We start from the raw sequence: 20,998 nt of genomic DNA, 5'->3' as shown, positions 1-20,998 counted from the left end.
CCAAGGAGGCGCATCGGGGCCGGATACTCCCCTATATGCAGGGCCTGTGACGCCTCAGGCCGCGGATCATACAAGCATCATATTTCAGGAATATTTTGAGCACTGGGTCCGCTTTTTGTCCGCGAAAGCGCTTGAAACGGCGGACGGCATCCTGACAATGGATGCGTGATCCCGTGCGAAAAAAGGACGGATCGTCATGTGTCCCCTGTTCGGGGGACCATGCGGATGGTGTGCAGAGAGTGGTTGTGATGTGATTGCCGGACCACATGCGGTCCTGGCCGCGTCGCCCCCGAAACGGGGACCGGCGGCCGTCCGGCGCAAGAAGATCCCGCAGGGATCGGTAAATCAAATATCAGGAGTGGATCATGGCTATCAGCTTGCAGAAGGGTGGTAACGTCAATCTCAACAAGGAAGCCCCGGGCCTCAAGGATGTCGTCGTTGGCCTGGGCTGGGACATTCGCGCCACCGACGGCGCCGCCTACGACCTCGACGCCAGCGCCTTCCTGCTGAAGGCCGACGGCAAGGTCCGCGCCGACTCCGACTTCATCTTCTACAACAACAAGAAGTCCACCGACGGCTCGGTCGAGCACCTGGGCGACAACACCACCGGCGCCGGCGATGGCGACGACGAAGTGGTCAACGTTTCCCTGGGCACCGTGCCGGCGGAAGTCGACAAGGTGTCCTTCAGCGTCACGATCCACGACGCCGAAGCGCGCAAGCAGAATTTCGGCCAGATTTCCAAGGCCTACATCCGCGTGCTCAACAAGGCCGACGGCAAGGAACTGGCCCGCTACGACCTGTCGGAAGACGGCTCCACCGAAACCGCGCTGATCTTCGGCGAACTGTACCGCGCCGGCGCGGAGTGGAAGTTCAAGGCCGTGGGCCAGGGCTTCAAGGGCGGCCTCGGCCCCCTCGCCAAGAACTTCGGCGTCAACGTCTAAGGCGGCCGGAGCGGCCGGTCCTTGGGGGATCGGCCGCAGACGGGGCCGCGCAGCCGTGCGGCCCCTTTTTCAAACCAGAAGGGAGAAGCAACATGCGTAGCTGGGGAATCTATTGCCTCGTTTTCGGAATCGGCGCCTTCATCCTGCCGATGATGGGGATGCAGTTCTCGATCCTGGCGCTGTTCGGCGAAGCGCTGCCGTTCGTGGCGGGCGCGCTGATCGTGCTGGGCGTGGTGCTCACCGCGCTGTCGTTCAAGCAGCCGCAGCAGGCCTGACGGACCCGCAACCCGCACCATGACCGCGATGCGCGAACTCACGCAGGGACAACGGCTCAAGCTGTCGGACCTGCTGGACGCCGACGCTCCGCTGCGGCTGGAGTTGCGGCTGGAAGCGCCGTTCGCGCTGGACTACGCCTGCTTCGGCGTGGACGCGGCCGGCAAGCTGTCGAACGACGCCTACATGGTGTTCTTCAACCAGCTGGCCTCGCCCTGCGGCGGGGTGCGGCTGGACAGCTCCGGCGGCGGCGCGGCATTCGACCTGGACCTGCGCAGGCTGCCGGCCGGCATCGAACGCCTGGTGTTCACCGCCACGGTGGACGGCGCGGCGACGATGAGCGGGCTGAAGGCCGGCGCCGCCACCCTGCAGCAGGGTGGATCGGCGCGCGGGGCCTTCAGGTTTTCCGGCGCCGACTTCGGCGCCGAGAAGGCGCTGCTGGTGGCGGAGGTCTACCGCAAGGACGGCCTCTGGCGCTACTCCTCGCTGGGCCAGGGTTTCAACGGCGGCCTGGCGGCGCTGCTCAAGCATTTCGGCGGGCAACTGGCGGAAGAAGCCGCTCCGGTGGCTGCGCCAGCAACTCCTCCTGCCGCACCCGGCGTCAACCTGTCCAAGGGCGTGCGCCTGGAGAAGCAGCTGGAGAAGCAGGCGCCCAAGCTGGTCAGCCTGGCCAAGGTGGCGGGCGTCACGCTGGACAAGAAGGGGCTGTCGGATCACCGCGCCAAGGTCTGCTTCGTGCTCGATGTGTCCGGCTCCATGGTCAACCTGTTCCGGCGCGGCGTGGTGCAGCAGGTGGCGGATCGCCTGCTGGCGCTGGCCTGCTGGTTCGACGACGACCGCGCGGTGGACACCTTCCTGTTCGACAGCCGCGCGATCGACGCCGGCCCGATCAACCTCGACAATTTCAGCGGCCGCATCCAGGAGATGGTCACCCGCCATGGCCTGGGCGGCGGCACCGACTACGCGCCGGTCATCGACATGGTGCGCCGCTTCTACGGCTACGGCGGCGCGCGCAGCGCGGCGGCCAAGCCCACCGACCTGCCGGTCTACGTGCTGTTCGTGACCGACGGCGGCTGCACCGACAAGCGCCAGTCCGAGAAGACCGTGCGCGAGGCCGCTTTCGAGCCGATCTTCTGGCAGTTCGTCGGCGTGGGCGGCGCCCGCTTCGACTTCCTGGAGAAGCTCGACGACCTCAGCGGCCGTTTCATCGACAATGCCGACTTCGGCGACATCAGCGATCCCAGCCGTCTCTCCGACCAGGAGATGTACGAGCGGCTGATGAAGGAATATCCCGGCTGGGTCAGCCAGGCCAAGGCCAAGGGCCTGCTGCGCTAGCCGCTCACTGGAACCCACACACAATGGCAGACTTTACCCTCACCGAAGGCCAGGATCCGTTCCTGCACGTATCGCTGCAGCAGGGCGAATCGATCTACGCCGAGCGCGACGCCATGGTGATGATGGACGGCACGCTCGACCTCTCCGGCAACATGCAGGGCGGCCTGCTCAGCGGCATCGCCCGCCGCCTGGTCGCCGGCGAGTCGCTGTTCACGCAGAAGATCGTCGCCACGCGCGGCCCCGGCGACACCCTGCTGTCGCAGGTGGTACCGGGCCAGTTGCACGTCTTCAACGTGGGCCAGCGCCAGTTCAAGCTCAGCGACGGCGCCTTCCTGGCGGCCGAGTCCACCGTGGACATCAAGGTGCGCACCCAGGGCATCGGCGGCGCGCTGTTCGGCGGCACCGGCGGTTTCTTCATCATGGAGACCTCGGGCCAGGGCAAGATCTGCGTCGGCGGCTTCGGCTCGCTGTTCCTGCTCGACATCAAGCACGGCAGCAACCCGGTGATCGACAACGGTCACGTCATCGCCTGGGACGCCAACCTGGTCTACGAAATGACCATGTCCACCTCGCGCAGCGGCGGCATGCTGTCCAACCTGGTCAGCAGCCAGACCTCGGGCGAAGGCCTGGTCATGAAGTTCGCCGGCGAAGGCCAGGTGCTGGTGTGCTCGCGCCAGCGCAAGGGCTTTGCCGCCTGGCTGCGCCAGCAGATCGGCGCACCTCAGTAACCCCCTCAACCTTCTTTCAAGGAATACGTCATGGGCATCAACCTGCAGAAAGGCCAGAAGATTTCTCTGGACAAGGAAGCCGGCAGCACCCTCACGAAGATCGTGATGGGCCTGGGCTGGGACCCGGTCAAGACCAAGGGTTTCATGGGCTTCGGCAGCAAGCAGCAGGAAGTCGATCTCGACGCCTCCTGCGTGCTGTTCAACGACCAGAACCAGCCGACGGACGTGGTCTGGTTCCGCCAGCTGCAGAGCCGCGACGGCAGCATCGTGCACACCGGCGACAACCGCACCGGCGCCGGCGACGGTGACGACGAGCAGATCATCGTGGACCTGTCGCGTGTGCCGGGCGGCGTGAAGAGCCTGGTGTTCGTGGTCAACAGCTTCACCGGCCAGAACTTCAGCCAGATCGACAACGCCACCTGCCGCCTGGTCAACGCCAGCAACAACCAGGAAGTGGCGCGCTACAACCTGACGACCCAGGGCAGCCACACCGCCAACGTCATGGCCAAGCTGTACCGCCACAACAACGAGTGGAAGATGCACGCCATCGGCGAAAACTGCTCGGGCCGCACCTTCCAGGACCTGATGCCGTTCATTTCGCCGCACCTCTAGGCCGCCGCAGCAAAAGTCCGTTCGTGCTGAAGTCCTGAGTCTGTCGAAGGATCGCGGCACGGGCGGACTTTCCCTTGGTCGGTCAACGAGTTGCCGCCTGCCCTTCGACCCTCCGACAGGCTCGGGACCGGAGCGAACGGCACTCATCGGGCATCCCGGCCCCTGCCCGCTGCCGCCCGCCGGCAACGGGGCGCCGCCGTTGGTGGCAGAATTCGCCCCCCGCGACGCGGTCCGCTCCCGGCGGATTGGCATGTCGCGTGCAGCAAACCCTGGCCCCGGCGCAGCGGCCGGCCCCTGTCCCAGGGGGTGGCCCCGCAGACAATCATTCACTTTTTCGTAGGTTTTCAAGGCATTCCCATGCGCGTGTGGTTCAATCGGCATTTTTCAGTCGTGGCACGAGTGGCGCACCAGCTGCGCAACAGCAACAATCCCCTGCCGATCGAGATCGTCATTTCTCACCGGCATTTCGACTTCGTGGGCTACGCGATGAGCGATATCGCCTTCACCGAGCCTGCCGACCTGTCGGTGGAGGCCTATGTCGACTGGATGCTGGAAAAAGCCGTTGCGGAGAAGATCGACGTGATCATTCCGGGCCATGAGGCCTCCGCCATCGTTGCCGCCGCCCCGCGCTTCCGCGAGCGCGGCGTGCGCGTGCTGGAAGCCGCCACCGCCGAGGTGCTGCCGCTGCTGCACCGCAAGCAGTGGGTCTACGACAACGCCCCCGCGGACCTCCACCGCCCCGTATGGGAACTGGTCACCGAAGACGAGCAGCTCGACGCCGCCGTGGCACGCATCGAGCAGACCGACAACGCCTGCCTCAAGCCCACGGTCGGCGTCTACGGCCATGGCTATCACCGCATCGCCAGCGCGGCGGTGGCGGAGCAGCGCGAGCTGGCCAAGGACGAGCTGAGCCTGGCGCAGTGGCGCGGCCGCTACGGCGCCGTGCGCCCCGGCAAGCCGCAGATGGTCATGGCCCACCTGCCGGGCAACGAATACAGCGTCGACATGGCCTGCAAGGACGGCGCGGTGCTGGCGATGGTGCAGCGGCGCAAGCCCCTGGCCGGCAACGGCCAGCGCCTGGTGGAGCACCCGGAGATCAGCCAGGGCTCGCGCCAGCTGGTGGAGAAGTTCGGGCTGTCGGGCCTGATCAACATCCAGTTCAAGGAAGACAAGAACGGCCGCCCGGCGCTGCTGGAGATCAATCCGCGTGCCTCCGGCGGCATCGGCATGAGCTGCCTGTCGGGCATCAACCTGCCGGACATCGCCTTGCGCGCCTGCCTGTTCGGCGAGTCGTCGGTGGTGCCGCCGGCACGGCTGGGCATGCGCGTGGGCGAGATGTCGCTGGCGGTGGAACTGCCGGAGCCGCGCATCTCATGATGCACAGCGTCGGCATCGCCACTGGCCGTCTGCACATCCGGCTCCAGCCTTCGGACTGGACGCTGGAGCGGCTCTGCGGCTTCGCGGCGCGCAACAACCCCAAGCGCGGCTTCCTGTTCCTGAGCAAGGTGCTGGGCAAGCACTGGCCGGTGCGTGCCGGCGAGATGCGCCAGACCCACGAGGCGCTGGCGGAGCGCGTGCCTGCGGCGGCGGACGACGAGGTGGTGTTCATCGGCATGGCCGAGACCGCCACCGGCCTGGGCCACGGCGTGTTCGACGCCTGGCAGGAGCGCCATGGCCGCGGCCTGTACCTGCAGACCACGCGCTACACCCTGGACGGCGCCGCCGCCTTCCGCTTCGAGGAGGCGCACAGCCATGCCTCCGAGATCCGCCTCTACGCGCCCGACAGCGCGGCCCTGCGCGAGCGCCTGCAGCGCGCTACGCTGGCCGTGCTGGTGGACGACGAGATCAGCACCGGCCGCACGCTGGCGGCCCTGGTAGCCTCGCTGCAGCCGTCCTGCCCGGTCCTGCGCCGCGTGCAGCTGCTGAGCCTCACCGACTTCAGTGCCGGCAAGGCCTGCGCCGCGGTGGGCGCGCTGCCGGGCATCGAATCCTGCGCCTCGGCCAGCCTGCTGTCGGGCGACTTCTCCTTCGAGCCCGATCCGGCCTTCTCGGCGCCGCCGGCGGAATCCGCCGTGGGTGCGGCGCCCTGCCGCCGCGGCCACGTGGCCGGCTATTCCGCACGCCTGGGCCTGGAACGCACGCCGGCGCTGCCGGCGGCCCTGGCCGACCGCCTGGCCCAGGCCTCCGGCCGGCGCTGCCTGGTGGTGGGCACCGGCGAGTTCATGCACGGCGCCTTCCTGCTGGCGCACGAGCTGGAAAAGCGGGGGGTGGAGGCCTACGTGCAGTCCACCACCCGCTCGCCGATCCTGGCCGGCACCGACATCTCGCAGATCGAGCGCGTGCCCGACCCCTACGGCGAGGGCATCCCCAACTTCCTCTACAACTTCCGCCGCGGCGACTACGACCGCGTGTGGGTGGTGCACGAAACGCCGCGCGACGAAACCGTGGCACGGCTTTGCAGCATTCTGGGTGCAGACTCCGTGCTGCTCAGGCCAGGCGAGGAGGCGGGACCATGAACGCGGCACCCCCGAACGGCCCGGAACTGGCGCGCGTGGTCTTCACCGACTTGGACGACAGCCTGTTCTCCACGCGCCGCAAGCACGCCGACCACGAAGAGCTGGTGCCCACCGCCACGCTGCGCAACGGCGACGTGATCTCCTACTCCAACGCGCGCCAGCGCAGCCTGCTGGCCTGGCTCACCGCCGGCGCCACGCTGGTGCCGGTGACGGCGCGCAGCCATGGCGGCTACCGGCGCGTGTCGGTGCGCTTCTCGTCCTGGGCCATCGTCAGCCACGGCGCCACCGTGCTGATGCCCGACGGCAGCGTGGACCCGCAGTGGCGCGAGCAGATCCGCCCACACCTGGCCGCCGGCGTGCCGGCGCTGCGCGACCTGATCGAGCAGGTGCACGGCGGCGTGGCCGGCGTGGACGCCTGCCATGCGCGCCTGCTGGAAGACGACGGCGAGGGCATCTACTTCGTCGCCAAGCACCCCGGCGGCAATGCCGCGGCGGTGCGTGACCTGCATGACCGCCTGGTGGCCGGCTGGGTGGCGCGCAACCCCGGCTACTGCCTGCATCTCAACGACAACAACCTGGCGGTGCTGCCGCCGGGCGTGCGCAAGTCGCTGGCCGTGCGCTACGTGGCGGAGCGGCTGCGCGAGACCATGGGCCCGTTCCTGACGCTGGGCCTGGGCGACAGCCACACCGACGCCGACTTCATGCTGGACTGCGACTACGCGCTGCTGCCGACGCGCTCGCAGCTCGCCACGCGGATCCGGGAAAGCTGAGCCATGTTCCACGGCAGCTACGCACCCGGCGAGGTCACCTTCCTGCTCAAGCACCTGGCCTTGCAGCCGATCGAGGACGTGCGGGAGAAGGAGCGCCTGATCCAGTCGGGGCGGCGCCACTACAGCGAGGTCGTCGGCATCGAGCGCAAGCCCACGCCGGAATACCTGCAGCTGTTCGAGCAGGCCGTGGCCGGCAACGCGCGGCAGGTGGCGCAGGACCTGCTGCGCCTGGCCGCCAAGATCCGCCGCGCGCGGCCCGGTGGCGTCACGCTGATCTCGCTGGCGCGCGCCGGCACGCCCATCGGCATCCTGCTGCGCCATGCGCTGGCCGATCATCTGGGCTGCGAGGCCGCGCACTACTCCGTGTCCATCATCCGCGACCGCGGGCTAGACCTGAACGCGCTGCGCTACATCCTGGAACGCCACCCGGCCGAGTCCGTGGTGTTCGTCGACGGCTGGACCGGCAAGGGCGTGATCGCCTCCGAACTGCAGCGCTCGCTGGCGCAGTTCAACCAGGGGCGCGCGGCCCCGGTGCCGGACGATCTCTACGTGCTCTGCGACCTCTGCGGCCACGCGCGCGACTGCGGCTCCGCCGAGGACTACCTGATCCCCTCCGCGGTGCTCAACGCCACGGTTTCCGGGCTGGTGAGCCGCTCGATCCTCAACGAGCAGATCGGCCCGGCCGACTTCCACGGCTGCCTGTACTTCCCCGAGCTGCAGGCCGAAGACCGCAGCCGCTGGTTCGTGGACCGCATCCGCGAGGCCATGGCGGCGCAGCCGCCGGGCCTGGACGCCGCGCCGCTGGGCGAGGCGGAACGCCAGGCGCGCCGCGAGCGCAGCCGGGCGCTGGTGCAAGACCTGATGGCGCGCTATGCCATCGGCGACCCCAACTACATCAAGCCCGGCATCGGCGAAGCCACGCGCTCGCTGCTGCGCCGCGTGCCGCGCTTGCTCATCCTGCGCGACGCAGACCTGCCCGAAGTACGGCACCTGGTCCTGCTCGCGCGTGAAAGAGGCGTGCCGGTGGAACCGATTCCCCAGCTGCCGCTCAAAGCCGTCTCCATCATCCAGAAGCTCTCCGATGCTTGATCCAGCACTCCTAGGCGCCTCCCTGTACGTCCCGGCCACGCATCCCCGTCTGGAGCAGGTCCTTGCCGGCCGCGCCTACGAGGCGCGCTCCGTCATCGCCTGCACGGAGGATTCCATCGGCGAGTCCGAGGTGGACAGCGCGCTGGCGCAGCTGCGCACGGTGCTGCGCCAGCTGCCCGAGAAGACCTCCGGCCCGCTGCGCTTCGTGCGCGTGCGCAGCCCCGAGGTGCTGCAGCGGCTGCTGCAGATACCGGGCGTGGACCGCCTGCACGGCGTGGTGATCCCCAAGGCCGACCAGAACACCCTGCCGGTGTACATGCGCGAGCTGGAGGGCAGCGACCTGCTGGTGATGCCCACCATCGAGACCATCGACGCCTTCGAGCGCGACGCCATGCTGGCCTTCCGCCGCGAGCTGTCGCGGCCCGGCGTGCGCGAGCGCTGCCTGGCGCTGCGCATCGGCGGCAACGACCTGCTCAACCTGCTGGGCATGCGCCGCCCGCGCGACTGCACCCTCTACGAAACGCCGATCGGCACGCTGATCGCCCAGCTGGTGCTCACCTTCAAGCCCCACGGCTTCGCGCTGACCGCGCCGGTGTTCGAGTACATCGACGACCAGGCGCTGCTGCTGGCCGAAACCCGCCGCGACCGCGCCATGGGCCTGGTGGGCAAGTCCGCGATCCACCCCAGCCAGCTGGAAGTGATCGAGTCCGGCCTGCGCCCCTGCGAGCGCGAATTCGCCGCCGCGCAGGCCGTGCTGAAGAACGGCGCGCCGGCGGTGTTCAAGTTCGACGGCGCGATGATGGAAGCCGCCGTGCACCGCCAGTGGGCCACGCGCGTGCTGGCGCGGGCACATGCGGGCTCGCGCCGGCCGCCGGATGCGGCGGAGGCTTGAGCGGGCCCTCAACAGCCTGAGCCGTGGACGGACAACACTAACGTCGTAGGGTGGGCAAACGTCTTTTCGTTTGCCCACGCGTGCGCACCACCGCGTGGGCAAATGAAAAGACATTTGCCCACCCTACGAAAACTTTCGTTGCCGGCGTCGCGCCGGCCTACTTCTTCGGCAACTCGATCTCGCCCTTGGCAGTCGCCATGACGGTGCCAAGCTGGCTGGCCATCTTGCAATCCACCTGCACGATGTTGCGGCCCTGATCGTCGACGCGCTTGTCGATCACGGTGGCGGTCATGAGGGTGATGTCGCCGCTGAAGGCGGGGCCGCGGTAGGCGGAGTTGCAGTGGACCACGCGGCCCCACTCGCCGGCCCAGCCGGCGAAGTAGTCGATGATCCAGGCGCCCATGGAGGCGCCGTAGCCGTAGGCGCGGGGCATGCCGATGGTGCGCGCCCATTCGGGGAACAGGTGGCCGCGCGAGGGGCCGAAGTAGGCGCCGTCGGTCAGCTCCGGGTTGATGCGCTCCATCACCGGGTCGTTCTCGTGGCCGGCCATGTCCTTGGAGAAGCCCAGGGCTTCAAGGTCGAGGTCCGTGCGGCGGTGCATGCTGCCCCAGATGGTGAACAGGTAGGCGCGCCACTCGGTGGTGAAGCTGGCGATGCTGTGCGGCCCGAAGATGCGCACCGGCAGCGCGTCGCCGACGCTGATGTCGTCCCACCAGCGCTTGCCGTGGCCCAGGTCGTGCAGCGTCTGCACGTACTCGAACTTCCTGGCTTCCAGCTCTTCGATCTCCGCGCGCGTCCACACCGGATCTTCGGTGGCGGTGAGCGAGCCCATCTCGCGAGCCAGGTCGGCGCGGTAGCGGATGCTGGTGGAACGCTGCGTGGCGATCTTGTCGCCCTGCGCGTTGTAGTAGACGTTGTCGCCGCGCTGGAAGCAGGTGGGGCCGGCGAACTTGGTGTCCTTCACCACGTAGTCGAAGGGCACGCGCTCGTTGCGGACCAGGTCACCGGCGAAGATGCGCGGGCCGTGGAACCACCACTCGTCGCCGCCAAAGATGAGGTGAGAGTTGGGGATGCTGCCGACGCAGGCCGGGGCCGCGCCGTGGCCGTCGTCCGTGGCCACGGGGAAGGACTGCGGCGCCACCAGGCGGCCGTAGCGGCTTTCCAGGGCGAAGTCGTCGTCGTAGTGCAGGCGGTTGGGGTAATGCATGCCCTGCGCCCAACGGCGGATGTCGTTGTTGGCCACCGGGTCGCGCGTGCGGCCCGGCTGCATGGGCTTGCCGATGTACTGGTCGATATCGGAACAGTCGAGAGTCTTGTCGTTCATGTGGGTGCGGGCTCGCGAATCGGCTTCAGTTGGAGTAACGGCCGCCGTTGACGCTCAGCGTGTGGCCGGTGATGTAGCCGGCCTCGTCGGAGGCGAGGAAGGCGATGGCGGCGGCCATGTCTTCCGGCTTTCCCGGGCGCTTCATCGGCGAGGCGGCGGCGATCATGTCGACCTTGTCGCCCAGGCTCTGGCGCAGCATCGGCGTATCGACGAAGCCGGGCGGCACGTTGTTGACCGTGATGCCGGTGGGCGCGAGCTCCTGCGCCAGCGACTTGGTGAAGGCGATGACGCCGCCCTTGGAGGCAGAGTAATGGACCATGGTCGCGGCGCCGGTCTGCGCGCTGGAGGAAGACACGTTGACGATGCGGCCCCACTTGGCGGCGAGCATGTCGGGCAGCACGGCCTGCGTGCAGATCAGCAGGCTCTTGAGGTTCACCGTCATGATGCGGTCCCAGAGCTCCTCGGTGATGTCCATGAAGGGCGTGAACGCCGACATGCCGGCGTTGTTCACCAGGATGGCGATGGGGCCGAGCTGCTCGCGCGCGGCCTGGGCCGCGGCATCCACGTCTGCGCGCTTCGACACATCCACGCGCGAGGCGATGGCGCGGCGGCCCTCGCGCACCAGGTCCGCCGCGGCGGCCTGGGCGCCGGCCTCGTTCAGATCCCAGATGGCGACGGCGGCGCCGGCCTGGGCCAGGCGCCGGGCGGCGGCCAGGCCGATGCCCGATGCCGCGCCGGTGACGATGGCAACTTTGCCTGCAAGTGACATGGTGACCCGATCCTCCGCGTGGTTGCCTCAAGGGCATGGCCCAGCGACGCGCGGGGAGCGAAGCCGCTCCTGTGCCAGCGTCATGGGCTGTTATTAGCTGCCAGAAGCTAACGCAGGAGAGGGCTTATCGTCAACAGTGTTGTTGATTTCTCGCTCTGGGAGCGGGGCGCATGGGGCGGGCGGCAGCCCGCTACACCCGGACCAGCGGCTAACCCCGCGCCAGCATCTCGCTGGCGGCTCTCAGGCCCTTGAAGATCGGCCCGGCAACGGCCTGCGGAAAGCCCTTCGGCAACTGCGCCGCCAGCTTTTCGACCACTGCGGGGGTGGCCTCGATCAGTTCCGCCCGGAACTCCGGATACGCCGCCGCCATGCCGGCGCGGCGCGCTGTCTCCTCCCAGTGCCGCGGCTGGATCGTGTGCCAGAGGTAATGGCGGCTCGTACCCTCCACCGCCATCGCCATCTTCACTTTCCGGGGCGGAAGCTGGCCGCGGGAGTTGCCGAGCACCGGATGCGCGGAGAGCACGTCATACAGCGGCGTGAGCCGGTAGCCCCCGCCCGCTTCCAGGAAGAGACTGAAGTTCTTGGCGTGCCCGTCGATGGCGCAGAGCATCCAGAACAGCATCTGCGTCTTCAGGAACCTGCGGCGATCGGCGGCGGAGTGCGACGAGCCCAACAGCAGGTCCATGATCCGCAGGATGCCGGGACCACCGTCGGATTCGTACTTGCTGTCTGCCGGCACACCGGTTGCCTGGCACAGGTCCTCCTGCGGCAGGCGGACAATCCAGCGTCCGTCCTGCGACAGGCGGCGATCAAAGCGCTCCACGACCAGCAGCTTGCGCTCGCCGAACCGGTCCATCCAGCAGTTGGCCGCCGGCAGGCCATACGCCTTGAAGATCTCCGTGCAGAGCCATTCGTTCTCGACGGAGGTGGTCAGGTCGATGCCGCCGCCGCCCAGGCCAATGGGCAGCTTCAGGATGTGCGTGGTGGGCGTGATGCCCCTGGGCCGCAGCCATTTGCCGCCCTGGCGCAGCAGCGCCGTTTTCTCCTGCGCGCCGGCCAGGGAGATACGGAAGCCTTCATCACCACCGGCACGTCCTATGGGCGCGCCCAACATGTCGGCCAGCAAACCATCAACCTGCCGGGCCGTCAGTGGAGTGCCTTCTATCTTCCTCACATCCGGAGCGGCACTGCCCTCTGGCAAAAGCTGGATGGCGCCAACGCAATCGCGCCCGATCTCGGCCAGCAGATCAAACGCGCCAGTGGAGGACGCCCCGAAGCGCCGCTGGATGCGCTCGCGGATTCCCCGGCTGTCGGGCAGCAGGTTGTCGAAGAACGCAGACACCGCCTCGCCCTTGTAGCCGCCAGGCCCGAGCGGCATCGACAAGGAGAGCGGGCGAGCGGCGCCGGCCGCCAGCCACTCGGAGGCATAGCCGAACTCGTCCGGCCTGCCGGCGCGCGTCGTCCATGTGCCCACGCGCTCCCCGTTCATCCACACGGCAAGGGCGCGGCTCGAAGATGGCCGGGCCATCAGCTACCACTCCCGCTGCGAACGGCCGGGAGTCCTCGCCTGCTTGTCGCGGAGGACCAATTCCAGGTCCAGCGAGGACAGCAGCTTGTATAGGGTTTCAACGCTGCTGCGCGACGCGTCGAGCTCAATGCCTGAAACGGTGCTTTGCTTCAGCCCCACCTTGGCCCCCGCGAGGCTCTGGGTGATGCCGCGCTGGGCGCGGCAACTTCTCAGAAGCTGCCCCAGCTGCTCTGGCGTGCGTGCAACGTAGTCCATGATCTATCCCCTATAAAGGATGTATCCATTTAATACCCCACAGGGGTTAATGTCAATTCATCCTTCACAGGGGATAAATCACGAAGCGTTCGCAAAACAATCCTGCCGCGCCGGGCTGCGTCCACAACTCTTCAACAGGCTCCGTGGCCAACCGCCTGCGGACGCACCCGCAGGGCTGGCATGCAGCCACGAGAAGCCTGGACGCTGCCCGGCGGGCAGCAATACCAGATTGTTAAAGAACCGATCAAACGCCCTGATAGCCTGCGAAGCGCAGACAGCGCTGACACTCCATCCGAGGGGGTGCCTGGGACTTGTGTCCAAGTGTCGAGGCGACGCGGCTGGCAGGGCTTCGACCGGGTGGACGGACCGCTCCCGGGATGCCGCTGGCCCTCGGTGCCGTGAGGCTGAGGGGGGCGTTGGCTCGTTGATATATTTTACGCGGGTGGGGGCGGAACTCATAACGGAGTTCCGTATTTTTGCGGGGCAAGATTTTGCCGGGGGAGAAGCGAAATCCAGACACCGCGTCAAGATTCAAAAAGGATTCCTGCGTAGTCCATCGCTCCGTGCAGAACGTGAAGGATCACCACCTGTTCTGCCTCAACGCGATAGAAGATCAGGTAGCTGCCATGCACCCGGCGCCGAACACTGAAGCGCTCGTAGCGCGGGACCAAGGGAAACGCCAGTGGCGTATCCGCCAGGCTCAGGCACTTGTCGCGCAACTCCTGGACGAAGGACAGCGCTCTCGACGGGTTGTCCTGCGCGATGTAATCGGCGATGACTTCAAGATCTCTCGTGGCCTCAGCCGTGATGCGGACCTTCACGCGCCGTACTTCTTCGCCAGCCGCTCAAACACTTCTTCAGCAGGCTCCGTGCGACCCGCGTCGGCATCGGCCAGGCCGCGCGCGATCGCGGCATCCAGCGCCAGCAGCCGGGTTTCCCGGTCCTGAATCAGGCGCACACCCTCGCGCAGCACCTCGCTTTTTGACCCGTAGCGGCCAGCATCCACAAGCTGCTGCACATAGCCTTCGAGCTGCTTTCCCAGGTCGGCACTGATCATCGCGTTCACCTCCAATGGCCTACAGCCAAAGATTACTCGCCTTATCAACAGTTATCAAAATGGCCGGCGGCATCAATGCTTTGGAGCCCCCAGTACAACGATGTCTGGCCGATTTTGCGCCGATTCATATTTCAAATCATCTAATTGATATTATTGAAATATTCAAACATTCGACGTGTTGGAATGCCCGCTCCAGTGCCGGTTCGCAACTGGTTGTCCTCCGGCGCAACAAGCGCGACAGCAGGGCCTTAAGCGATCAGAATGTCATATATGACGCTCCTGACCGCTAGCCAACAGATGCTGATCGATTGCCTCAAGGCCCAAGGAGGGCGGGCGGACAGCGTCTATGACCTGGCTGCAAAGCTGGGGCGCCCGTACCGGCGCGTGTTCGACCAAGTGAAGATGCTGGCGGCGCAGGGCCGCTTGGTTCTGAGTCCCGGGCAAGAGGGCAGACGACGGAAGACCAGCATCGCGCTCGCAGACCCCGGCGCGGAGGCCCCGGAACTAACCTTCAACCGAATCTGGAGCACGCCCCCCGAGGCCCTGCCCGAGACGACCCTGATCGCCAGCGTGCTTGCCCAACCGACGTTCGACGATGTCCTGGGCTTGGCACTGCACTACGGCCTGCCGAAGGTGCGCCAAATCTTTCTAACGATGGTGGCAGCCGGCGATCTCGAAGGCTGGGCCCTCAAGGAGTCGGCGCGGACGCTGGCCAATGTGGAGGATGGCTTTATACGGGCTACGTAGACCGCCAGCCCCTAGGAAATGGACGGTGCTTCTTGGCTGCAGCGAATTGCGCGGAAAATTTTGACTCCATTTTTTCCTCGCACATCCCCTTTTCCCCTTCCTATCCGACGGGCCGCTGGAAAACCCTCGGCCCCAACAGAAGCTCCCTCTAGATATCCCGATAGAGTACAATATTTGTGATATGTAGTACATGTGGAGACCATTTATAGCAATAGTGGCGCAATGCTGACGAGAGGAAGGCATGCCGAACCATACAGAGGACAAATCCAAGCGATTTGAACGGCTGGCAACAAGACGTACGGAGGAGATCCTTAAGAAGCTAAAGCTACTCGGCAACCTGTCGAATAAGAGCAATTACACTTATACGGATCAGCATGTAAAAGAAATGTTCGCCGCCATTGAACGCGAAGTGAAAACCACGAGAGAGCGCTTCGCGTCACGCGGAAGCAAAGCCGATTCCAGCTTTCGCTTTTCGAAATAATTGGGGAAGGGTTACTACAGTGCCAGAGTTTACGGTCGCAAGCCTTTTCGCAGGAATGGGCGGATTCGCCACTGGATTTCGTCGCGCGGGCTATAAGACGACTTGGGCAAATGAGCTCGAGAAATCCGCAGCAAAGACCTATCAGCACAACCACCCAGAAAGCCTGATGGTATGTGGCGATGTCGCCGAGTTCAGCCCAGCTCACATGGGACTTGATCCGCCCGACGTTTTGACAGCAGGTTTCCCTTGCCAGCCCTTCTCTTCGGCTGGCGATCGGTTAGGCCTCGACGACGAGCGCGGGGTTCTTTATGAAGAAATATGTCGAATCGTGAAAGAGTATGGCAGCGACCGGCCAAAAATCCTTTTGCTTGAGAACGTCGCAAACCTTCAAGGCCATGACGAAGGTAAAGCTTACGCTCAGATTGAGTCAGCTTTTAAAGAGGCTGGTTATTGGGTCTTGCCCCACAATGCCTCGCTTCTTAACACGAAGACTCACACTGACATTCCGCATAATCGCGAACGTATATTTATAGTTGCGCTCTCGACCGCATGGTTTAAAGGGGGGCGCTTTCGCTTTCCCTCCCCCGAGCCAACTTCGAATGAAGTACGCAGCTATTTTGACACCAAGGAACGAGCAGAAGACTACTACTACTTCGACGTAGTCAATAACCGTTATGGGGCCATGATCTGGGCCGCCGTAGAGAGGGGCGACCGTAGCAGCATCTATCAGTTGCGGCGATCATATGTTCGTGAATACCGGACATTAGTACCCACCTTAACTGCCAATATGGGGGACGGTGGGCACAACGTTCCTGTGATCGTTGACGATTGGGGACTCAGAAAGCTCACCCCGCGCGAGTGCGCGCGCCTTCAGGGCTTTGAGGGAATTTTTGCGTCCATGCCGGAAGACCTAACTAGACCTCAGGCATACAAGCAAATCGGAAACTCTGTAACGGTTCCCCTAGTAGAGAAATTAGCAATCGGATGTGCGGAACTCCTTGAAGACAAGTCCGCGGTACGGAGAAAACGATGACTGCGCTTAAGCTTTTATTTCCAGAAAGTATCGACGGCACCATCGAGGGAATTAGCGATGCCGGCATTGAAACCTTCGCAGGAAACCCTCTCGAAGGACTCGCCCGAGAACAAAGCCAAAATTCTATCGATGCCAAGTCTGAAAAGACTATCGGCCCCGTCAAAGTCAAGTATGAATTGCTTTACGTTGATGCCGACAAGCTGCCGGGTCGACAAGAGTTAAAGCGCTCCATCTCAAGCGCTCAGAAATACTGGGATAGTCGCTGCGCAAAGACCAAGCGTGCCCTGAAGCGGGCGCATACCATGATTCAGCAAGACAGAATTCCCTGCCTGCGCATCAGCGATCGAAATACAACCGGACTTACCGATTCAAAGGAAAAGGACCGAGGTAACTGGTTCAACCTCACTAAAGCGTCCGGTGTCTCCGAGAAAGGCAGCGGAAAAGGTGGATCCTTCGGAATCGGAAAGAACGCATTCTTTGCGAACTCCGTGCTCCGAACCGTTTTCTTTTCGACGAGAGACATTCAGAAAAACTGGGCGTTCCAGGGCGTCACCAAACTCGTCTCCCACAAGAATACTAAGGGAGCCATGACCCGTGCCACGGGCTTTCTCGGCGAGCCCAAGGGATACATGCCCGTCACGGAGCGAAGCACGATCCCGAAATTTCTTCAGTGCGATGGCGTAGGCACAGACATCATCATTGTCGGATTCGACGAAAAAACACATTGGCAAGAACAGCTGATCGCGGCGTTTGCCGAAAATTTCTTTGTGGCAATCCATGATGGTTCTCTTGAAGTGGCGATCCAACATGAAGAAGATTCGAAGGCTTTCCATGAGCTAACCTCTGTCACGCTTTCCAACGTAATCAGCGCTTTGGCGCATAGAAATGAGCGCTACAGATATCTTTTGGATTTCTACGATGCATTGACCTCCCCCGAGGCAATCATCACCGAAACCGACATCGAAGGACTTGGCAAGTTGAAACTGAAATTGCTACCGCGCGAGGGGGCTCGTAAGCGCGTGGCAATGTTTCGGCGAACGGGAATGAAGATCTTCGAGAAAGACCGATTCCGTACCCCTCTTGAATTCGCCGGGGTGTTTCAGTGCGAAGGAGAGGAGGGCAATAGACTACTACGCAGGCTTGAGCCCCCCAGCCATGACAAGTGGGAGCCCGAACGCTATGAGGAGAGTCCTCGCCATGCCAGCAGCCTCATTAAAGCCATCTCTGAGTGGATGCGAAAATGCGTGCAGGAGCTGTTGACTCCCGATGCCGGAGAGACTCAAGCCATCCCGGGGCTTGAGCGCCTGTTGCCCGATGATTTCGAGGAACCTTTTGATAAGGCCTCGAAAGCGCTGGCGGAAGGTGACCCGAGACCAAAAGTCGGGGAAGGAATCAAAGGTGTAGCCCGCCCACCAAAAGCGAAGCCCGGCAACGAAGCTACTACCCTCGGGCTTGGCGAAAGCGGAGCAGGCGACACCGACGGGGCTGCCGGTGATGGCGGAGGGGGCACTACCGGTGGCGCTAACGGAAGCGGATCAGGGGACGGCCGAGGTTCCGGTCCGGTTTTGCAAGACGTCAATATTGAGTACCGGACATTCCTCGACGCCGCATCCTCTCGATACAGGATGATGGCCAAGTTCGTTCAACCCGGCATATATGATGTCCATGTACTCGCAATTGGCGACGATGGCCGTGCAGAGCCCATTGATATTCTGGACCCTAAGCTAGTTGTCTCGGGAAAAACCAGCAAAGCATCGGTCAGCGGACAGAACAAGATCTCTAAGGTCAACGTCGCGGGGCCGAGCAGCATCGAAATTCAGTTCTCTTCGCCCTCGATGATTCCTCGCACTCTGCTTGCAAAGGTGCAGCGCCATGTCCAGTAAAAGCTATCCGCATCCGGTTTTAGATCCCGCCGGAGCGGATTATCCAAATTGCGGCATCCAATTCGAAGCCTCGATGCATCCGGGGCCGACCACGTATCGCTTTGACCTAAGGTTTGAGGTCGGCAGCGACTCTTTGTTGGACCACATAGAGGCTGGCGATGCGATTTATGCGGTTCAGATCGACTCGAAATGGACGAACTATCGAGAGGTTTTTCAGTTTAGTGAGGCAACCCGTCACATCGAAGTGCCCGAACACAAATTGCGCGGAATCTTCTTCTTAAGACCCTTCATCGTTGCCAAGCAAGCATTTACTCTCGGCTCCGGGGAGTTTGCCGACGTATTTTCAGGAGTAGCATTTCCCATGCGGCGCGGCTACGTCCTTGGATGGGATAACCCTCTAGAGTTTGATGCCTCAAAAACATTAGACGATTTAAAGAACATTAATTCTGTTTTGCAGATTGTTCGAAATCCAAAAGATAATGTTCCAGTCGAGTACAACCTGGATAGCGACAAGATTGAAATCCATTTGTCACAACCAGACTACGATGCGTATAGCGCGGTGAAAGGACTCGCAGGCCACCGCAGTACTCTCATGTGCGTGTTGGCACTTCCTGCGGTTACGTACGCCATTAAAACGTTCCTTGAAGACAAGGATCGCAATAGCGAAGCCAGATGGATTCATGTCATCGAGCGCAGGCTCCAAGATTTGCGCAATGCAGGGGCGCATGAGGATGATCCGTTTAAGCTCGCTCAAGCAATGCTGGATCTGCCCATTTCTCGTGCGATTCAAGCAATCTATTCTCTTGAAGGTGAGGCCGCATGATTCGCATTAAATACATCAAGGCGGCCGCATTGTCTGAGCTTCAGCGGCAGACCCCTCATATTCTTGATAAATATCGGAGACCAGAGCGCTTCCTCTCATCATTCTTTTCTGGCCACGACGATTGGCTCGCGGAATCATCGCTAGAAGTCGACGCACTGCCAGCCCTGAACCCTGGAAAAGAGGGCACAGTTGAAGCGACCAACGCGATCTCGCTGCACAAGGCCCTTCGCGGGATTACCGAGAGCCAAGCGGCAGACGAGCGCCTGTGGGCCTGGTTCGCTCACGAACACTATTGGGACTACATGCGCGCTCGGTGGCCGGGCGAAGCAAATAGAGCAGAGAATCAAATTGACTACATCCGCGAGCACTATTTTATTGGCCTAAATGTGCGCAACCTTATGCGCCAAGGAATCTCGCGGCTTTGGTGGTTTGCGCACACTACTGTCGATGACACCCGAGACGATCCTTACGAATTGACGAAGGTGATGTTGGAGTACTCCGATAACCGCCAGTCTCTGATGGAAACGGGCTACTCTCGAAACCAACGGATGGTCCAGACGATTCTCGATCGCACAAATCACTGGCGTAGTAACGGCCACGATATTCTGCGAAGCAGAGATCTTTTCCGCGCACTGTGCAAAGAATTGAATCTTTACGGAGGCACTCTGATTCTCGATTGTCTTCAGAAGGAAGATATAGTTTCCATGATCGATGACTTCATGGCCCGGAAGGCTAGCGCTTTAGAAAGTGCTGCAACCTCCGCGTGACCTCTTCAGGATTTTTTAACTCGCATTCCCATACAACGAGAACATCCCAGTTTCCCTGGCCCAGGGCTGCAACGTTCGCAGCGTCACGTCGACGGTTCCCTTCGATCTTTGGCGCCCAATAGTGAGTATTAGATTTAGGGGTATTCGCCCTACGACATCTTTCATGCCCATGCCAAAAACAGCCATGCATGAAGATGGCAAGCTTAGCCTTCGTGAAAGCAATATCTGGCTTTCCCGGAAGGCTTTTCAAGTTGAGGCGGTACCCTTTGCGTGTAGCCCAAACCAGGCGCCTTAAAAGGCGCTCTGGCGCCGTATCAGACGCTCGAATCCGAGACATGTTTCGACTGCGAGCGGCTTCGCTCAAAGTATCCATCGGTTCACCGAAGTTGATGCCGCGATGTGATGTAGCAACGTCACGGGCAACAACCAAAAGAGCGATTCGCCCGCATGCAAAAAAACTAGTCCGCCCTTCTAGGATGCCCCGCCATCATCGCCCTCGCCACTGCTGGTAACGCCGACGTCGGCCCATCTGCCCCAGACTCGGCAGGCTCATATACGCGCCATCCATCAACAGGAGCACCTCGCGCCAGCGTCTCTGGCTGCTGGTAGCCGGACTGGGCACATAGCCCGGTGAGGCGCTCCAGCTTCTGGCGGTTGGCCACGGTGACCATCTCTCGGCCGGGGGGTTTTCTTCGGTCAGCTCGATGCTGGCGTTGCCGAGGGCGCAGCCGTAGGTGTCGCAGGTGCAGGCCTTGCTGGAGGAATCATCCGGCTGGATGACATTGTCATTCATTTGAACTACATGTGGCGCCACAGCTTCCCTGAGGAACTCTCCATGGCCGCCACTGCATTGGTTCAGACCCGCATCGATCCCGACGTGAAGGATCGCGCCACCGAAGTGCTCGGCAGCCTGGGACTCACCGTCTCCGATGCGGTCCGCATGCTGCTGACGCGCGTGGCACGGGAAGGTGCCCTGCCTTTCAACTTCACTATCGATTCTGCTGCGCACGACGCATGGTTCCGAGCCAAGGTGCAGGAGGCATTGGAAGACCTGCGTCCGGTTGTCCCGCACGATGAGGTAGAAGCCCGTTTCGCCAAGCGCCGTGCTGCAGCCCTGAAAAAGGTAAAGCCGGGGAACGCTTGAGACTGGAGTGGTCGGCCAGTGCGATCACGGA

At 63.2% G+C, this 20,998-nt stretch carries 25 protein-coding genes; 17 read left to right on the top strand and 8 right to left on the bottom strand.

The window, feature by feature from the left end:
- The first annotated feature begins 365 nt into the window (after nucleotides 1-365).
- The 10 genes from D0B54_RS01825 (at nucleotide 366) to D0B54_RS01780 (ending at nucleotide 9,156) form a co-directional block, all read left to right on the top strand.
- Nucleotides 366-941 carry a TerD family protein gene (locus D0B54_RS01825; RefSeq protein WP_117288645.1) on the top strand — a complete coding sequence of 192 codons (576 nt, stop codon included), beginning with the start codon at nucleotides 366-368 and terminating at the stop codon, nucleotides 939-941.
- A 92-nt stretch (nucleotides 942-1,033) separates the two neighbouring features.
- Nucleotides 1,034-1,216: a hypothetical protein gene (locus D0B54_RS01820; RefSeq protein WP_117288643.1), complete on the top strand. Its 183-nt coding sequence runs from the start codon at nucleotides 1,034-1,036 to the stop codon at nucleotides 1,214-1,216.
- A 19-nt stretch (nucleotides 1,217-1,235) separates the two neighbouring features.
- Nucleotides 1,236-2,549 carry a VWA domain-containing protein gene (locus D0B54_RS01815; RefSeq protein WP_205527241.1) on the top strand — a complete coding sequence of 438 codons (1,314 nt, stop codon included), beginning with the start codon at nucleotides 1,236-1,238 and terminating at the stop codon, nucleotides 2,547-2,549.
- Between the two features lie 23 nt (nucleotides 2,550-2,572).
- Nucleotides 2,573-3,277 (top strand): TIGR00266 family protein, encoded by a 705-nt coding sequence (locus D0B54_RS01810; protein ID WP_117288641.1) that lies wholly within the window; start codon nucleotides 2,573-2,575, stop codon nucleotides 3,275-3,277.
- A gap of 30 nt (nucleotides 3,278-3,307) precedes the next feature.
- Complete coding sequence (locus D0B54_RS01805; RefSeq protein WP_117288639.1) at nucleotides 3,308-3,889, top strand: TerD family protein; 582 nt, start codon at nucleotides 3,308-3,310, stop codon at nucleotides 3,887-3,889.
- A 390-nt stretch (nucleotides 3,890-4,279) separates the two neighbouring features.
- On the top strand, nucleotides 4,280-5,266 hold the full coding sequence (locus D0B54_RS01800) for an ATP-grasp domain-containing protein (RefSeq protein WP_162932136.1): 987 nt from the start codon (nucleotides 4,280-4,282) through the stop codon (nucleotides 5,264-5,266).
- Nucleotides 5,263-6,405: a phosphoribosyltransferase domain-containing protein gene (locus D0B54_RS01795; protein ID WP_205527240.1), complete on the top strand. Its 1,143-nt coding sequence runs from the start codon at nucleotides 5,263-5,265 to the stop codon at nucleotides 6,403-6,405. Before D0B54_RS01800 ends, D0B54_RS01795 begins: the two co-directional genes overlap by 4 nt.
- The gene (locus tag D0B54_RS01790; RefSeq protein ID WP_117288635.1) at nucleotides 6,402-7,175 is read left to right on the top strand and encodes a haloacid dehalogenase; all 774 of its coding nucleotides are present in this window, start codon (nucleotides 6,402-6,404) and stop codon (nucleotides 7,173-7,175) included. Before D0B54_RS01795 ends, D0B54_RS01790 begins: the two co-directional genes overlap by 4 nt.
- Before the next feature lie 3 nt (nucleotides 7,176-7,178).
- The gene (locus D0B54_RS01785; protein WP_117288633.1) at nucleotides 7,179-8,264 is read left to right on the top strand and encodes a cysteine protease StiP family protein; all 1,086 of its coding nucleotides are present in this window, start codon (nucleotides 7,179-7,181) and stop codon (nucleotides 8,262-8,264) included.
- Entirely contained in the window at nucleotides 8,257-9,156 is a 900-nt protein-coding gene (locus D0B54_RS01780; RefSeq protein ID WP_117288631.1) for an HpcH/HpaI aldolase/citrate lyase family protein, read from the top strand. Before D0B54_RS01785 ends, D0B54_RS01780 begins: the two co-directional genes overlap by 8 nt.
- Nucleotides 9,157-9,313: 157 nt before the next feature.
- Here D0B54_RS01780 and D0B54_RS01775 read toward each other — a convergent pair whose 3' ends face one another.
- The 6 genes from D0B54_RS01775 to D0B54_RS01750 form a co-directional block, all read right to left on the bottom strand.
- A complete protein-coding gene (locus D0B54_RS01775) occupies nucleotides 9,314-10,480 on the bottom strand; it encodes an FAS1-like dehydratase domain-containing protein (RefSeq protein ID WP_117288629.1) in 1,167 nt (388 codons plus the stop codon).
- A 25-nt stretch (nucleotides 10,481-10,505) separates the two neighbouring features.
- Nucleotides 10,506-11,249, bottom strand: a complete 744-nt coding sequence (locus D0B54_RS01770) for an SDR family NAD(P)-dependent oxidoreductase (protein WP_117288627.1) — start codon at nucleotides 11,247-11,249, stop codon at nucleotides 10,506-10,508.
- 208 nt (nucleotides 11,250-11,457) lie between these two features.
- The gene (locus D0B54_RS01765; protein ID WP_117288625.1) at nucleotides 11,458-12,777 is read right to left on the bottom strand and encodes a type II toxin-antitoxin system HipA family toxin; all 1,320 of its coding nucleotides are present in this window, start codon (nucleotides 12,775-12,777) and stop codon (nucleotides 11,458-11,460) included.
- 3 nt (nucleotides 12,778-12,780) lie between these two features.
- Nucleotides 12,781-13,032, bottom strand: coding sequence for a helix-turn-helix domain-containing protein (locus tag D0B54_RS01760; protein ID WP_117288623.1), 252 nt, complete (start codon nucleotides 13,030-13,032; stop codon nucleotides 12,781-12,783).
- A gap of 524 nt (nucleotides 13,033-13,556) precedes the next feature.
- Entirely contained in the window at nucleotides 13,557-13,853 is a 297-nt protein-coding gene (locus tag D0B54_RS01755; RefSeq protein WP_117288622.1) for a type II toxin-antitoxin system RelE/ParE family toxin, read from the bottom strand.
- Nucleotides 13,850-14,089, bottom strand: coding sequence for a type II toxin-antitoxin system ParD family antitoxin (locus D0B54_RS01750; RefSeq protein ID WP_117294971.1), 240 nt, complete (start codon nucleotides 14,087-14,089; stop codon nucleotides 13,850-13,852). The genes D0B54_RS01755 and D0B54_RS01750 overlap by 4 nt, the downstream gene beginning before the upstream one ends.
- 270 nt (nucleotides 14,090-14,359) lie before the next feature.
- Between D0B54_RS01750 and D0B54_RS01745 the strand changes: the two genes are divergently transcribed.
- From D0B54_RS01745 to D0B54_RS24090, 6 genes are all read left to right on the top strand, one after another.
- A complete protein-coding gene (locus D0B54_RS01745) occupies nucleotides 14,360-14,836 on the top strand; it encodes a hypothetical protein (RefSeq protein ID WP_117288620.1) in 477 nt (158 codons plus the stop codon).
- 241 nt (nucleotides 14,837-15,077) lie between these two features.
- Nucleotides 15,078-15,317: a hypothetical protein gene (locus tag D0B54_RS01740; RefSeq protein ID WP_117288618.1), complete on the top strand. Its 240-nt coding sequence runs from the start codon at nucleotides 15,078-15,080 to the stop codon at nucleotides 15,315-15,317.
- Nucleotides 15,318-15,336: 19 nt separating this feature from the next.
- Complete coding sequence (locus D0B54_RS01735; protein WP_162932135.1) at nucleotides 15,337-16,350, top strand: DNA cytosine methyltransferase; 1,014 nt, start codon at nucleotides 15,337-15,339, stop codon at nucleotides 16,348-16,350.
- Nucleotides 16,347-18,233 carry a hypothetical protein gene (locus D0B54_RS01725; protein ID WP_162932134.1) on the top strand — a complete coding sequence of 629 codons (1,887 nt, stop codon included), beginning with the start codon at nucleotides 16,347-16,349 and terminating at the stop codon, nucleotides 18,231-18,233. Before D0B54_RS01735 ends, D0B54_RS01725 begins: the two co-directional genes overlap by 4 nt.
- Nucleotides 18,223-19,056 (top strand): hypothetical protein, encoded by an 834-nt coding sequence (locus D0B54_RS24095; RefSeq protein ID WP_162932133.1) that lies wholly within the window; start codon nucleotides 18,223-18,225, stop codon nucleotides 19,054-19,056. Before D0B54_RS01725 ends, D0B54_RS24095 begins: the two co-directional genes overlap by 11 nt.
- On the top strand, nucleotides 19,053-19,823 hold the full coding sequence (locus D0B54_RS24090) for a DUF6339 family protein (RefSeq protein ID WP_162932132.1): 771 nt from the start codon (nucleotides 19,053-19,055) through the stop codon (nucleotides 19,821-19,823). The genes D0B54_RS24095 and D0B54_RS24090 overlap by 4 nt, the downstream gene beginning before the upstream one ends.
- Here the strand turns inward: D0B54_RS24090 and D0B54_RS01720 are convergent.
- Entirely contained in the window at nucleotides 19,789-20,196 is a 408-nt protein-coding gene (locus tag D0B54_RS01720; protein ID WP_117288610.1) for a very short patch repair endonuclease, read from the bottom strand. The two genes, D0B54_RS24090 and D0B54_RS01720, sit on opposite strands and share 35 nt — an antisense overlap.
- Before the next feature lie 114 nt (nucleotides 20,197-20,310).
- Nucleotides 20,311-20,616, bottom strand: a complete 306-nt coding sequence (locus tag D0B54_RS24085) for a hypothetical protein (protein WP_162932131.1) — start codon at nucleotides 20,614-20,616, stop codon at nucleotides 20,311-20,313.
- Between the two features lie 42 nt (nucleotides 20,617-20,658).
- Here D0B54_RS24085 and D0B54_RS01715 point away from each other — a divergent pair, with 42 nt between their 5' ends.
- On the top strand, nucleotides 20,659-20,967 hold the full coding sequence (locus D0B54_RS01715) for a type II toxin-antitoxin system RelB/DinJ family antitoxin (protein ID WP_117288608.1): 309 nt from the start codon (nucleotides 20,659-20,661) through the stop codon (nucleotides 20,965-20,967).
- The last annotated feature ends 31 nt before the right edge of the window (nucleotides 20,968-20,998 follow it).

The sequence above is a fragment of the Solimonas sp. K1W22B-7 genome (genome assembly GCF_003428335.1).
Lineage (GTDB): Bacteria > Pseudomonadota > Gammaproteobacteria > Nevskiales > Nevskiaceae > Solimonas_A.
Note: the sequence above shows the minus strand (reverse complement) of the source record. Positions and strands in the feature narration are given on the sequence as shown.

Coding starts and splice junctions, on each gene's coding strand:
- D0B54_RS01795 (WP_205527240.1), top strand. CDS start 5,263: ATGATGCACAGCGTCGGCATCGCCACTGGCCGTCTGCACATCCGGCTC.
- D0B54_RS01725 (WP_162932134.1), top strand. CDS start 16,347: ATGACTGCGCTTAAGCTTTTATTTCCAGAAAGTATCGACGGCACCATC.
- D0B54_RS01785 (WP_117288633.1), top strand. CDS start 7,179: ATGTTCCACGGCAGCTACGCACCCGGCGAGGTCACCTTCCTGCTCAAG.
- D0B54_RS01775 (WP_117288629.1), bottom strand. CDS start 10,480: ATGAACGACAAGACTCTCGACTGTTCCGATATCGACCAGTACATCGGC.
- D0B54_RS01805 (WP_117288639.1), top strand. CDS start 3,308: ATGGGCATCAACCTGCAGAAAGGCCAGAAGATTTCTCTGGACAAGGAA.
- D0B54_RS01790 (WP_117288635.1), top strand. CDS start 6,402: ATGAACGCGGCACCCCCGAACGGCCCGGAACTGGCGCGCGTGGTCTTC.
- D0B54_RS01715 (WP_117288608.1), top strand. CDS start 20,659: ATGGCCGCCACTGCATTGGTTCAGACCCGCATCGATCCCGACGTGAAG.
- D0B54_RS01780 (WP_117288631.1), top strand. CDS start 8,257: ATGCTTGATCCAGCACTCCTAGGCGCCTCCCTGTACGTCCCGGCCACG.
- D0B54_RS01820 (WP_117288643.1), top strand. CDS start 1,034: ATGCGTAGCTGGGGAATCTATTGCCTCGTTTTCGGAATCGGCGCCTTC.
- D0B54_RS01770 (WP_117288627.1), bottom strand. CDS start 11,249: ATGTCACTTGCAGGCAAAGTTGCCATCGTCACCGGCGCGGCATCGGGC.
- D0B54_RS01825 (WP_117288645.1), top strand. CDS start 366: ATGGCTATCAGCTTGCAGAAGGGTGGTAACGTCAATCTCAACAAGGAA.
- D0B54_RS01815 (WP_205527241.1), top strand. CDS start 1,236: ATGACCGCGATGCGCGAACTCACGCAGGGACAACGGCTCAAGCTGTCG.
- D0B54_RS01760 (WP_117288623.1), bottom strand. CDS start 13,032: ATGGACTACGTTGCACGCACGCCAGAGCAGCTGGGGCAGCTTCTGAGA.
- D0B54_RS01745 (WP_117288620.1), top strand. CDS start 14,360: ATGACGCTCCTGACCGCTAGCCAACAGATGCTGATCGATTGCCTCAAG.
- D0B54_RS24090 (WP_162932132.1), top strand. CDS start 19,053: ATGATTCGCATTAAATACATCAAGGCGGCCGCATTGTCTGAGCTTCAG.
- D0B54_RS01765 (WP_117288625.1), bottom strand. CDS start 12,777: ATGGCCCGGCCATCTTCGAGCCGCGCCCTTGCCGTGTGGATGAACGGG.
- D0B54_RS01740 (WP_117288618.1), top strand. CDS start 15,078: ATGCCGAACCATACAGAGGACAAATCCAAGCGATTTGAACGGCTGGCA.
- D0B54_RS24085 (WP_162932131.1), bottom strand. CDS start 20,616: ATGAATGACAATGTCATCCAGCCGGATGATTCCTCCAGCAAGGCCTGC.
- D0B54_RS01750 (WP_117294971.1), bottom strand. CDS start 14,089: ATGATCAGTGCCGACCTGGGAAAGCAGCTCGAAGGCTATGTGCAGCAG.
- D0B54_RS01810 (WP_117288641.1), top strand. CDS start 2,573: ATGGCAGACTTTACCCTCACCGAAGGCCAGGATCCGTTCCTGCACGTA.
- D0B54_RS01720 (WP_117288610.1), bottom strand. CDS start 20,196: ATGGATACTTTGAGCGAAGCCGCTCGCAGTCGAAACATGTCTCGGATT.
- D0B54_RS24095 (WP_162932133.1), top strand. CDS start 18,223: ATGTCCAGTAAAAGCTATCCGCATCCGGTTTTAGATCCCGCCGGAGCG.